9 protein-coding genes are annotated in these 13,199 nt (G+C 50.9%); 6 read left to right on the top strand and 3 right to left on the bottom strand.

Going from position 1 to position 13,199, the window contains the following annotated elements:
• The 5 genes from AAF564_21500 to AAF564_21480 all read left to right on the top strand — a co-directional run.
• Nucleotides 1-603, top strand: a 603-nt coding sequence (locus AAF564_21500) for an imelysin family protein (GenBank protein ID MEM8488140.1), incomplete at its 5' end; no start/stop codon positions are given.
• On the top strand, nucleotides 604-2,019 hold the full coding sequence (locus AAF564_21495; protein ID MEM8488139.1) for a di-heme oxidoredictase family protein: 1,416 nt from the start codon (nucleotides 604-606) through the stop codon (nucleotides 2,017-2,019).
• 62 nt (nucleotides 2,020-2,081) lie between these two features.
• Nucleotides 2,082-3,167, top strand: coding sequence for an imelysin family protein (locus AAF564_21490; GenBank protein ID MEM8488138.1), 1,086 nt, complete (start codon nucleotides 2,082-2,084; stop codon nucleotides 3,165-3,167).
• Nucleotides 3,164-4,543 carry an HTTM domain-containing protein gene (locus tag AAF564_21485; protein MEM8488137.1) on the top strand — a complete coding sequence of 460 codons (1,380 nt, stop codon included), beginning with the start codon at nucleotides 3,164-3,166 and terminating at the stop codon, nucleotides 4,541-4,543. The genes AAF564_21490 and AAF564_21485 overlap by 4 nt, the downstream gene beginning before the upstream one ends.
• Entirely contained in the window at nucleotides 4,540-7,113 is a 2,574-nt protein-coding gene (locus tag AAF564_21480; GenBank protein MEM8488136.1) for a carboxypeptidase-like regulatory domain-containing protein, read from the top strand. Before AAF564_21485 ends, AAF564_21480 begins: the two co-directional genes overlap by 4 nt.
• A gap of 61 nt (nucleotides 7,114-7,174) precedes the next feature.
• On the opposite strand, the gene AAF564_21475 is transcribed toward AAF564_21480, so the two are convergent.
• Genes AAF564_21475 through AAF564_21465 form a run of 3 tightly spaced genes read right to left on the bottom strand, consistent with a single transcriptional unit; the run spans nucleotide 7,175 to nucleotide 12,107 of the window.
• On the bottom strand, nucleotides 7,175-8,404 hold the full coding sequence (locus AAF564_21475) for a D-alanine--D-alanine ligase family protein (protein MEM8488135.1): 1,230 nt from the start codon (nucleotides 8,402-8,404) through the stop codon (nucleotides 7,175-7,177).
• A gap of 50 nt (nucleotides 8,405-8,454) precedes the next feature.
• On the bottom strand, nucleotides 8,455-9,747 hold the full coding sequence (locus AAF564_21470) for a dihydroorotase (GenBank protein ID MEM8488134.1): 1,293 nt from the start codon (nucleotides 9,745-9,747) through the stop codon (nucleotides 8,455-8,457).
• 50 nt (nucleotides 9,748-9,797) lie between these two features.
• Entirely contained in the window at nucleotides 9,798-12,107 is a 2,310-nt protein-coding gene (locus AAF564_21465; protein ID MEM8488133.1) for a S9 family peptidase, read from the bottom strand.
• 208 nt (nucleotides 12,108-12,315) lie between these two features.
• Here AAF564_21465 and alr point away from each other — a divergent pair.
• The coding region (alr, locus tag AAF564_21460) for an alanine racemase (protein ID MEM8488132.1) at nucleotides 12,316-13,199 on the top strand (884 nt) is incomplete at its 3' end.

Raw genomic sequence — 13,199 nt, 5'->3', positions numbered from 1 at the left:
TATACCACGGAAGCAAATGCAAGCCGGCGTGCGGCCTACCTGGTAGCTGCATCTGACTTACTCCTGGTGCATCTAAACGACATGGTAACAGAGTGGAATCCTGGTACTTCTGGCAATTACCGCGCAACGTTCCTTTCCCTGGATCCAGATCAGGCACTCCGTAACATGCTGACAGCTATCGGCACGCTTGCTAAGTCAGAATTGGCCGTAGAGCGCATGTTTGTTGCAGTGAACAACCAAAACCAGGAAGACGAACACTCATGCTTCTCTGACAACACCCATCGTGATATTATCACCAATGCACAGGGTGTAGCTAATGTCTACCGAGGCAGTTATACGCGTACAAACGGCTCGACTGTTAGCGGTGCTTCGATTGCTGATCTTGTAGAAGAAGTTGATGAAACGGCTGCAAATGACACAGAGGCTCTTTTGAGTGCCGCCCTACAGTCTGTTAATGCGATCCCTGTTCCATTTGACCGTGCTATAATCGATAGTCAGCAAGACGTATTAGATTCAGTAGATGCTCTGCAAAGCCTTGGAGATAGCTTCGTTGTTGCAGCAACAGCATTGGGAATCTCGATCAATACGGATTTGCCTGAATAAATGATTACGTTTGTCACACGCCGGTTTTTCTTAATCTATTCTATCGCTTTTTTGCTCCTGATTCCCGCCGGCTGCGATGTTGGCGGATCAGGTGTATTGGAGCCAGAAGAGGGAGAAGCATTGTCTGGCGGCGATGTGACTATTTTTGATGAAAGCGTAAACGCTTTTGGGTTTCCCGCACCGGGGCTGGCTCGCCAAGAGGAGCTCTTCTTCGGTGTGGGAAATTCTTTTTTTAATCAGAACTGGGTTCAATCCCCTGCCTCTACGACCGCGCGTGATGGCCTTGGACCTGTATTCAATGCACGGTCTTGTGCCGGTTGTCACTTCAAAGATGGAAGGGGCCGAAGTCCCGCATTCGACGGGGAAAGTCCAACGGGATATTTGGTGCGTTTGGGTGTACCGGGTGGCCTAACACCACTTGGCGAACCTGTTGCAGATGCCCGCTACGGCACCCAAATACAAGACAATTCTATTCTAGGAGTAGAAACCGAGGCTACCGTTATTCTTCAGTATGAAGAGGTAGCTGGTACCTTTGGAGATGGCACGCCTTACGTGTTACGCCGGCCAGTCTTATCGTTCCAAGATGAAGCGTTTGGCCCTATTGAAGGCCTTGCCGTATCCCCGCGTGTTGCCAACCAGATGCCTGGGCTTGGCTTGCTGGAAGCAATCCCGGAAGCATCCATTCTTGCATACGCTGATCCTTCGGATGCAAATGGAGACGGCATCTCAGGACGGCCCAACCAGGTTTGGAATTTTGAGACAGCATCTTATGCCCTGGGCCGTTTTGGGTGGAAAGGAGAACAACCCACAATAAGACAGCAGGTCGCTTCTGCATTTATCGGCGACATGGGAATTACAAGTAGTATTTTCCCCAATCAAAACTGCGCCCAATCTCCGTCTGCCTGCAGTGATGCACCGGGCGGAGGCACACCAGAAATTGAAGATCGAAATCTGGCTCATGTAGAATTGTACGCGAGCACGCTGGCAGTCCCGGGACGGCGCAATTGGGATGCTGAAGAAGTACTTGCAGGCAAGCAACTGTTCAATGAAACGGGTTGCGCCGGCTGCCATGTGCCAGTATTTGAAACAGGCATTAGCACTGTTTCCGATGCACTTTCGAATCAAACAATTCGCCCTTACACAGACTTGCTCTTGCATGATATGGGGCCAGGATTGGCAGATGGATTATCAACTTTCGAAGCAAACGGACAAGAATGGCGAACCCCACCCCTTTGGGGGATCGGGTTGATTTCTACCGTGAACCGCCATACTGAACTTCTGCATGACGGCCGCGCCCGTGATGTTGTTGAAGCAATCTTGTGGCATGGTGGGGAAGCAGAGCAGGCCAAAGAAAAATTTCGCAACCTAAATCAGCAGCAGCGGGATAATCTCGTTGCTTTTCTTCATTCATTGTGATTCTTATGTATTTCGATCGAATTAACCGTCGTGTCTTGTACGGACTCATCGCGTGCTGCATCATGGCAGGAGCAGTGGCGGCTTGCGATTCAGAAGGCAGCGAAGACGATCGCGCTGCTGTTCGGCAAGCCCTGTTGTCTGACCTGGCAAATAGCGTCATCGATCCGCTCCACAAGGCTTTTGAGCAAGATGCTGCAACACTCCAGCGAGCAGTAGTAGCGTTTACATCAGATCCTTCCCAGCCGAATCTCGAAACAGCTCAGAATGCCTGGGTATCAGCCGCCGTCAGTTGGCGTAAGCTCGCGGCGCTCAATCTACCAGGGCCCGTCCGTTCAGGAATTTTCCATAACCGCATCAACACGTGGCCTGCCAACGTGGACTTTATTGAAGATGCCATTGCGACTACAGATACCGTAAATGAGGCTTATGTCGAAAGACTTGGATCAAGTTCACGAGGCCTCCCCGGCCTGGAGTACCTGTTATTTGAGGGGGGCACAACTGCCGTCATCGAACGCATGAGTGCAGACAGCCAACGCCGAGCATACGTGCTTGCGGTTGCACAAAATGTGGCTTCCAAAGCAGGCGAACTTACACAGACCTGGAGTAGGGATGGAGGCAACCAACTGGCAGCATTTGAACTTGCCAATACAGAAGGAAGGAGTCTGCAAAGTTCTATTTCTCGGATCGTAAACGAAATGGCTATGGTTGCTGAAGACCTACGGCATGTTAAACTTGGTGCCCCATTGGGAATCGCTCGGAACCCGGATGACCCTAATACAGCACCTCGTCCCGAACGCGTCGAAGCCCCTTATGCTGAAGTATCTGTCCAGCTGTTTTCAGCTGAAGTAGATGCACTCAGAGCCATCATAACTGCAAACGGTGGCACAGGCCTCGATGATTATCTTGTTACGCTTGACGCAGAGTTTGAAGGCAGTCCATTAGGTGAAGTTATCCTTGCGCAACTCGACCGTCTTGAGGCAGAGATTTCTGGCCAGACAGGTTCATTGAAAGCCCTTGTACAAGACAATCCCGATGCCCTGATGCCTGCGTATGCCGAAACAGGGCAACTGTTGAGGCTTGTTAAAGCAGATCTCGCCAATTGGCTGGGTGTCAGCATCACGTTTAGCGACAACGACGGCGATTCATGAGCCTTTTGCAGAGCTTGCGCTCGACAACAGACCCGCTTGTGCTCGGCATTTTCAGAATCGGGTTTGGGCTCGTAATGGCTGCAAGTATGCTCAGGTTTCTCATCCTGGGCTGGGCAGCGCCCCTTTATACAGAACCAACATTTCACTTCTCCTATCCGGGTTTTGACTGGATAAAACCCCTCCCCCTACCCTACATCAATGGCTTGCTGCTGCTCGGTATCATGGCCGCACTCGCGTTTGCCCTGGGGCGCGCTGCAAAATGGTGGCTCACTGTATTTCTGGTAATATTTACCTACCTCGAACTCATCGACGCGACCACCTATCTGAATCACTATTATTTCGTTTCTGTACTAGGCTGCCTGCTTCTTTTACTTCCTGTAGACGCGAGCCTGGTTTGGGGAAAGAAAGCCCAACCAGTGAAAAGATGGACCGTGCTCTTTCTCCGTTACCAGGTCGGGCTGGTCTACTTTTTTGCGGGCATTGCCAAACTAAATGCAGACTGGCTATTTGATGCTATGCCACTTCAAATTTGGCTACCAGCACGTGCAGGCCTCCCAGTCATCGGTCCCTTGCTCGATATGGCATGGACTCCCTGGATCATGGCCTGGGGCGGTGCCGCATTTGATTTATCCATTGCTTTTTTCCTCGCTTCTAAGCGTTGGCGTTTACATGCCTATTGTGTTGCACTGGGATTTCATGCGTTAACGTTCGTGCTCTTCAACATAGGTGTATTTCCGATTGTAATGATGACTGCAGCACTTGTGTTTTTTGAAGCAGAGGAATGGCGCAAGGCCTATAGTCGTATTTGCCGAGCCATCAGGTACTGGCATGCATCCGTAGCTACGAGGGCAAGTACCTTCACCGCCCGATTAAGAATGGCCAATGCGTTTGACCCCAGCGCTCCTCTCCCGGCTCGTCCAGATAAAAGGTTGATGACCATTGCAGTAGTATTTCTTGTTATTCAGAGCCTTCTGCCTTTACGCCACGTCCTTTACCCCGGTAATCGCATGTGGACAGAGGAAGGATTTCGCTTTGCCTGGCACGTCATGGTAGCCGAAAAAACTGGATCGGTTACATACAACATTTTAGATCCCGATTCAGGCAATCGCTGGAGTATAAACCCAAGCGATGAGCTCACCCCACGCCAGGAAAGCCAAATGTCTTTTCAACCAGACCTCATCTGGCAATATGCTCGGCATCTCGAAAACAGGTTTCGTGCGGCGGGATATCAAGACGTTGAAGTGCGTGCAGAAGCTTATGTCAGTTTCAACGGACGATCCAGTAGGCTCTTAATAGACCCCACGGTCGATCTTACACAGGTGCAGAGAGGACCAGGACCCGCCCCATGGATTATCAGATACAGCCAAAATTTATGACCCATTTTTTGCGCCTGCACTTCCTCCAATTCCTGCTCTTCACCTTGATTTCGGCTGTACCGGTTACCGCGCAGTCTCCATGTGTCGTTACGGGGATCGTTTCAGATGCGACCACCAACACACCTATACCAGGTGCAACCCTTGCTGAGACGAGCCGTGCGTGGGGGGCAATCACCAACTCAGCAGGTGCGTATTGTCTACAAGGTGTAGCTGCAGGTGAATATACAATTATTGCCTCAGCCCTGGGCTTTACATCACTAGGTCAGGCAATCAGTATTCAGGTTGGCACCTCCAAAACGCTAAACTTTTCGCTGCAACCAGCAATTGAACAATTAGGCGAAATAACGATCGAGGCAGCAGGCAGATTGGCAGGAGGTCCAGGCGGCGTTCGAGATATTCCGGGCTCTGTTTCAATTTTGGGCCCTGAGACCATTCGTCGTTTTGGCGATTCAGACCTGCACCGCATGCTGGCTGAAGTCCCCGGCATATCCGTGCAGGAAGAAGATGGATATGGATTACGACCGAATATCGGGATTCGTGGAACCGTTACGGACCGATCCCGCGGTATCACAATAATGGAAGATGGTGTACTTGTTGCGCCAGCGCCATACGCTGCGCCAGCAGCATACTACATCACGCCCGCAGCCAGGCTCGACGGACTGGAAGTAAGAAAAGGCTCCTCACAAATTGCATATGGCCCTTACACAACAGGAGGCGCCTTGAATTTTGTATCGGTTCGTATTCCATCAACGCTAAACATGCGTGTGGATTTAAAATCCGGTACAGATGCGGCACGAATGATCCTCGCGAGATTTGGACAAGGCGGTATTCAGCTTGGCAGATATCATGTCGGATTTGTTCTGGAGGGCCTTACTGACCAGGTCGATGGATTCAAGCAACTCACACGATTTACCGAAACGGGACAGGAAAGCCTGGAAGGTAATACAGGCTATAATTTATGGAGTGTTCTTGGCAAATTTCGAATCAGTAGAGTATCCAACAACAATGTATTTCACAGCCTGGAACTCAAAGGAGTAGTGGATGGCCAGCAATCCAATGAAACCTATCTCGGTCTTACAGCAGCCGATTTTGACGAAGCACCATTCTCCCGTTATGAAGGGAGCAGCCTTGACAGGTTTGACAGTAGCCACAACCTATATCATCTTCGATATACAGGCATTTGGAATAATTACTGGGATGTTTCAGCAACGCTATACGGGACCCGTTTTGAACGCGACTGGTTTCGCGTCGATGCCGTAAAAGATGGACGAGAAGACGATGAGGACTTGAATAGTGACGGCATACTCGACACAGATTTAGCCATCCCCATTAACCGCCTTCTTGCTGACCCTGTGCTTTATCAGCAAGAACTTTCAATTGTACGCGGCGAGACAATCGGAACGGATGGCGCGATCATCATCCACTCAAATGATCGAAAACATAACGTACGTGGCCTAGAAGTGGTCGCCGGCTGGCGCGCACCGCTTCAACGTACCATATCTGAAGTACGTGCAGGTCTAAGACTACATCGAGATCGCGCAGATCGGCTGCAGCGGCCAGATTTGTATCAAGCTACCCGTGAAGGTATTGTTCTGGAACAGCTTGGCGTACCAGGAAATGCCGGCAATAGAATCGATCGCGCTGAGGCCCTGGCGGCCTTCATCGAATTCAAATTATCGATCGCAGACTTAACCGTTACATCCGGAGCACGGTTAGAACATATTATTCAGGAACGGGAAGACTATGGCCTGGACAATCCAAACCGAAATGAAGCACCGATTTCCCGTAATAACACCACAACCACGCTTATTCCTGGTATAGGATTGCATTATGCGTTGAGTCAACAAACGGCTGTGTTTGGCGGATTACATCGTGGGTTTGCACCGGCAACCAGCACACCTGGAGTTTCGCCCGAGAACAGCATCAACACCGAACTTGGCCTAAGAAGCACACTAGAACATCTACTCAATGTGCAGGCAGTTGTCTTTAATTCCTGGTACTCCAATTTGATTGGTGCTGACTTTGCATCATCTGGTGGTACGGGCACAGGAGATCTGTTCAATGGCGGAGAAGCGATGGTCCAAGGTATAGAAGTCTCAGTAGGATTTCAGCATGCATGGCGAGAAAACAACCAACTCAGTTCCCCGCTTCGTTTTGTTTACTCCTATACAGATGCTTCATTTAAAAGCAACTTTATCAGTTCATTCTTACCCTGGGGCAACGTAAGAAACGGAGACAAGATTCCTTATGTAGTGCCACACTCGGTTGCTGTAGTAGGGGGACTCGAGAGCAACTTATTTCAAATAAGCTTGCGAACAGCCTGGTCTGCAGAAACAAGAGATCGGGCTGGGCAGGGTGCTATTTTGGAAGATGAACGGGTGGACAGCAAGTTCATCATCGATTTATCTACGCGTTTGCGCGTTCCGATTGGCCGGCTTACCGACCATATTCAACTTATTTTTGACGTCAGAAATCTGACCAATGCACGCTATGTTGCTTCTCGCCGCCCCGCCGGCTTACGACCAGGATTGCCTCGCAAGATTTTCTTTGGCCTACGTGTTGAAATTTGACGCCTCACATACAGGTTACTACCTACCATCTGCTACAGATGGTCAATGAAAAACAAACTCCTTAAGCCTTAACGCCCCCTTTTGTGCCTGAACCATGCATGGCCAGCAGGTTCACATCATAAGAGCGGACGCGTTTGCTCTTCTTGCTGTTCTGGGAACGGGCTATTTCTATAAGGCGATGTGTCAATTCATCAAAAGGTACACCTGATGGCTCCCAGAGATAAAAGGAGAAGGAGCCGGGGATCGTGTTGATTTCGTTGAAATAAACCTGACCGGTTGCATCGTCGATCATGAAATCGATACGTGCGAGGCCGGCGCATTCGAACAACTGAAAAATGCGTACAGCGAGCGCCTGAATTTCTTTGGTCTGCTCATCAGAAATGGGTGCAGGGATCACGCGATCGAGGGAGGCCATACCACTTGAACTGCCTTGTGCCGGTGATTTTGAACCGGCAACTTTTGCCCCTTCATTGCTCCCGCCCCGCATATATTTCTCCTGGTACGTTAACAACTCCTCCCCTGTTAGCGGCTGCTCAAGCACGCTTGCAATGGCTTCATCCTGGTCTCCCAGCACCGAGCAGTTGATCTCCCGCAATTGCTGAACAGCCTTTTCGACAATGATTTTCTCATCGTAGCGTAAGGCTTCTTCTATTGCTGCATCCAGTTGTTGTCTGTCGGAGGCTTTTGAGATACCAATTGACGACCCTAGCCGCGCCGGCTTTACTACCACGGGGTAGCCTAACGCAGTTTCACATTTATCCAGCCAGGTTTCTTCCCGGTTTGCCCATTCAGCATCGCGTAGCGTAACAAAATCAACAACAGGGATATCCTGCGACTGGCAGACCATCTTGGACAAGACCTTATCCATCCCAAGTGCTGAGCCCAGTACACCGCTTCCGGTATACGGCACGTCATACATTTCACAAATGCCTTGCATTGCACCGTTTTCACCTTCTCCACCATGGAGCGCCAAAAACATCACATCAATATTTAGCCTTTGCAATTGCTGCCCAAACCAGCCCTTGGGTACACTGGCAACCAGTTCTGCCAGGCCATGTTCGCCCGCCTGCAGATGAACCTGCTGGGCAATGAGCATCAGGGTTTCCAGGTCTTTATAGACTTCAATATTGAAAAGATTAGCACCTGTATAGGAGTTGCCATCTTTGGCCAAATACAGCGGAATTGGTCTGTAACGCGACGTATCCAGCGCAGCAGCAACCTGCATGGCTGTGATAATCGACACTTCATGTTCGGGCGAGACGCCTCCGAAGACAATACCTATGTTCAGCATGTTCTACTCTTCGCTTTGCTCAACTTGCAAATTGCTTTATGTATCAGGTTTTACCCTTTTTCCAGATGCCCCTTGTTGTATACCGCCCAGGCTTTACCCACCATTTCATCTCCAACAAACGGCGTATTGCTGCTTTTCGAGCGAATCTGGTGTTCTTCAAACGTCCAGGTTGTCGTCGCGTCAAAAATGGTCAGATTGGCTTTCTCTCCTACTGCGATCTGCGGCATAGGGAGACTGAGGATTCGGCGCGGCTCAACGGTCCATTTCTTGACCGCTTCCTCCAATGAAATGACGCCCGGCTCGACCAACTCCCTGCATGTGAGTCCCCATGCCGTTTCCAGCCCAAGGATTCCAAATGGAGCGGCGATATACTCTACCTCTTTTTCGAAAGAAGCATGCGGCGCATGATCGGTGCATAAAGCATCAATCGTTCCATCTTTCAATCCTTCTTTAATTGCAACCACAGAAGCTTCGTCTGCAAGGGGTGGGTGCATTTTGGTATTTGTAGAGAAATGCATGCGCTCAACCGCTTCATCGGTGAGCGTAAAGTGGTGCGTACACACTTCAGCTGTGATCGGGATTCCTTTTGCTTTTGCTTCGCGCACGAGTTGTACTGCGCCGGCAGTGGAAATATGCGCCACGTGCACATGCCCCCCGGTGTACTGCGCCAGCAGAATATCACGGGCAATCATTACTTCTTCAGAAAGCGATGGGATACCAGGCATGCCCAACCGCATCGACACATCCCCTTCGAACATGTGCCCGCCGGGGTTCAGCGTTCGTTCTTCCATGTGGTTGATGATTGGCAAACCGAGCATGGAGCTGTATTCAAGGGCGCGGCGCATCAGGCCGGCATCTTGCACCGGGGATCCATCATCGCTAAAAGCAACTGCGCCTCCTTCAGCCAGATCGGCCATTTCTGTCAACTCTTTGCCGGCGCGGTCTTTCGAGACACAGGCAATCGGATACACATCCACCATCGTATCTGCTGCACGGTCGATGATAAATTCTACAACGTCGCGCGTGTGGATCGCCGGGTTCGTATTGGGCATGCATGCAACCGCTGTAAACCCACCAAACGTAGCCGCAGAACACCCCGTCTGAATCGTTTCTTTGTATTCAAAACCCGGCTCTCTCAAATGGACGTGCATGTCCATCCATCCGGGTGACAAGTACCGACCGGTGCAATCGAAGACCTCTACACCTGCTTCGCCGGCTTCGATAGTGTCGTCGATTTGCTGGATTACGCCATCACGAATGAGCACATCTGCACGGCGGCTTGATCCGTTTTCAGGATCCATCAGGGTACCGCCTTGAAGCAGTAAATTTGGTGTTTTAGGCATGAATGGTACGATTGGAGTTTGCTGTTACTAAAAAAGAGCGTCAGTATTTATCAATCTATTTCGGGCAGTCCGACAACCGGGTCGTTCAAGGCCTCACGAATAAACCGCGTCATCATGGTATGTAAATGAAGCCGGGTTTTGCCGCCGTAAATACCGTGGTTACGCCCCGGATACATCATGAACTCAAACTGCTTGTTTGCTGCCTGGAGCTCGTTAGCCATCTGCGCTGCATTCTGGAAATGCACGTTGTCGTCAAAGTCGCCATGCACAATAATCAGCCGCTGGTGATCACCGAGATTTGCTGCGTAGTTAAGCGGTGCCCCCAACTTGTAACCATCAGGATTGCTCTGCGGGGTAGACATATACCGCTCCGTATAGATGGTATCATAGAGTCCCCAATCGGTAACAGGCGCCACGGAAGCACCAAACTTGAATGTTTCAGCGCCTTCTCCTGCCATCATAGACATCAACGTCATGTACCCACCGTAACTCCATCCCCAGATACCAATCCGGTCTTCATCTACATAAGGCAAACTACCGAGGTATTGCGCAGCAGCAACCTGATCCGCTGCTTCAATTTGTCCCAATTGCTTGTACGTACCACTTTTGAAAGCCTTGCCCCGCGCGCCTGTGCCGCGGTTGTCTACACTGGCAACAATCATATTGAGTTCATTGGCCAGCATGGTGTGCCACAAAAAGCGGCTACCACCCCAGGAATTTGTCACTGTTTGCGACCCCGGCCCGCCGTAGACATACATCAATACCGGGTATGTAGCGGCAGGATCGAAGTTGCGCGGCTTGATGAGGTATGCGTTCAGTTCGCTGCCATCAGCGCCGGGCACTTTGGTAAACTCAGGTGGCACCAACGCATACGAACCGAGCGTATTGATCAACTGTTCGTTGCTTTCGAGCGTACGGATGACATCGCCTTTGATGTTATGCAGGGTCACCACGGATGGCGTTTCGACGTTGGAATAGTTGTCTATATAATAGCGGGCGTCTTTGGACAGGTCGATACGGTGCATGCCGGCCCCTTGCGAGATACGCATGGGTGCTTGCTTACTGCGCCGGCCCTTGTAATACGTAGCATACAGTTGCCGCTCCAGCGGACTTTCAATGGTACCGGTAAAATAGATACGGCCCTTCTCTTCGTCGATGCCGGCCACCGAGGCAACTTCCCAGGCACCTGATGTAACCTGACGCACAAGCTCCCCCGAATTTTTATACAGGTAGATGTGCCGATAGCCATCCGTTTCGCTCATCCATGTAAAATGCTTGTTGTCAGCCAGGTACGTGATTTTGCCGCTGTTCACATCAATCCAGGTGGGCTCCTGTTCCTCCAGTACAACTTCGGCTGTCGCCGTTTCAGGATCGCCATAGATCAAGTCAAGGTCGTTCTGATCACGATTCAGGCGGATCATCCAGACGTAACTCGTACCATCTATTGACGGCGTCCAGCCCATCTGCGGGATGTACTCATGCGTATCGCCGCCGGCAAACCAGGTATTGGTATCAAAGTACCGGATATCACCCGTTGCGGCAGTTACCAGCCCAATTTTCACTTCACTGTTATCTTCGCCGGCTTTTGGGTACCGAAAGCGTTCTTCTTCCGGATATTGCTTCAACAAGTCAGTCATGAAGAAATCGCGTGTGGCCGCTTCATCAAACTTGTAAAACGCGATGTACTTGCCATCAGGGCTCCAAGACCAGCCATCGCGCAATCTAAACTCCTCTTCATATACCCAGTCTGACGTGCCATTGATAATTTTCCCGTCATCGCCGTCATCTGTCAGCTGCGTTTCTTGCATCGTCCGCAAATCAACCAGAAACAGGTTACGGTTTCTGACAAACGCAACGTGGTTGCCATCCGGGCTCAACTTAGCAAACATCTGATAGCCTTCGTCCCGGCTACTGATTGGCGAAAGGTTGTGGGTTTTCAGATCGTACACGTAGTAATATCCTTTTGTATTGGCGCGCCAAACACGTTCAGAATCGGTGTACAGCAGTACTTTTTCGCCATCCGCACTGTAGGTATACCCCTCAATACTAATCAGACGGTCCACATCTTCAGCTTGTAATTTTGCACCATCAATAAGCACTTCGCGCTGCTCATCTTCGAGGTTGAAGCTCATCAAGTGGGTGGCGCCTGTATCCGCATCGCGCTCGATAAAGCGAATGACTGGCCCCTCATTGGCCCAGCGGCCGCCGCGAAACGAGGCAGACGCAAATTTACCCGAACTGTGAATGTCTTCGAGGGTGAGGGCCGGAATAGATTGTGCTGCTGCCGTGTGCAGCGGTGCGCTACCCAGTGGTGCGACACACAACAGGAAAACCAGTATATAAAGACGTCGAATTTGCATCTGAGATCAGGAATTGTAAAGAGAATTTAACCCCATGACGATACTGCATGAAGGGTTCAAATACAACTGCAATAATGGCCTGTTTTGCCGCTTTAGCAGCGCAGGAACACCACGCCATGCGGTGCATTAGCCTTGCCCGTTCTACTGCTCACCAATTCAACGGTTGCTGACCAGATTGCCAACTATTATTCACACGCCGCAGCACAATATGGTGCTCCCGCAGCCAGGGTATACAACCTTCGCTGAAATCGATACCCGTTTGCTACAGCAAAACATCCAGCTTTTAAAAAAACACGCCGGCAACATTGCACTCATGGCTGTTATCAAGGCTGATGCGTATGGCCACGGCATGACAGCGATAGTGCCTTATCTCCTCGCAGCCGGGCTCAACCATTTTATGGTTGCCACACTCGACGAAGCTGTCAAATTGCGGGAATACGCGCCTGATGCAACCATCCTTGTTGCTTCGCCTCCCCACCCCAAAAACCTGCCCGTTTATGTTGCATTGCAACTCGATGCATCGATCACTTCGGCTGCCATTGCTGAGCAAGTGCTGGCAGCAAAAAACATCAGCGGACTGTCCGTCCACGTAAAAGTGGATACAGGCATGAACCGGCTTGGCCTGTCGCAAGCCGTTGCACCCGATACAATATCGCAACTCATGCAGGCATCCTCGATCCGCGTAGCCGGCATTTGGTCACACCTTGCAACAGCAGGCGACCGGGATAAAACCTTTGCCCGCCGGCAAATTGACGCTGCCTATGCAGTCCTCGACGCATTTCCGATGTTTGATGGCTATTTCCATGTGGGCAACAGCGGCACCCTGCTAAATCTGCGGGACCACATTGGTCGGCACCCAAAAGAATTAATCAGGCTCGGTGGCGCGCTGCTGGGCATCCCCGCATCACAACGCCTGGCACGGCAGTTTGGACTGAAGCCGATTATGGCGCTCAAGTCGCGCGTCATTCATATCAACGATCTCCAGCCGGGAGAATCTGTTTCTTACGGTAAAACATGGACGGCAACCAGCGCCACAAGAATTGCCGTTATAGGCGCCGGCTACGCGGATGGATATCCCTCTGCACTTTCCAG

Source organism: Bacteroidota bacterium (assembly GCA_039111535.1).
Lineage (GTDB): Bacteria > Bacteroidota > Rhodothermia > Rhodothermales > JAHQVL01 > JBCCIM01.
This window is presented reverse-complemented; position numbering and strand designations above follow the sequence as displayed.

Bases quoted from the DNA above. Each gene is read 5' to 3' on its own strand.
- AAF564_21480 (MEM8488136.1), top strand. From the start codon at position 4,540: ATGACCCATTTTTTGCGCCTGCACTTCCTCCAATTCCTGCTCTTCACC.
- AAF564_21475 (MEM8488135.1), bottom strand. From the start codon at position 8,404: ATGCTGAACATAGGTATTGTCTTCGGAGGCGTCTCGCCCGAACATGAA.
- AAF564_21490 (MEM8488138.1), top strand. From the start codon at position 2,082: ATGGCAGGAGCAGTGGCGGCTTGCGATTCAGAAGGCAGCGAAGACGAT.
- AAF564_21495 (MEM8488139.1), top strand. From the start codon at position 604: ATGATTACGTTTGTCACACGCCGGTTTTTCTTAATCTATTCTATCGCT.
- AAF564_21465 (MEM8488133.1), bottom strand. From the start codon at position 12,107: ATGCAAATTCGACGTCTTTATATACTGGTTTTCCTGTTGTGTGTCGCA.
- AAF564_21470 (MEM8488134.1), bottom strand. From the start codon at position 9,747: ATGCCTAAAACACCAAATTTACTGCTTCAAGGCGGTACCCTGATGGAT.
- AAF564_21485 (MEM8488137.1), top strand. From the start codon at position 3,164: ATGAGCCTTTTGCAGAGCTTGCGCTCGACAACAGACCCGCTTGTGCTC.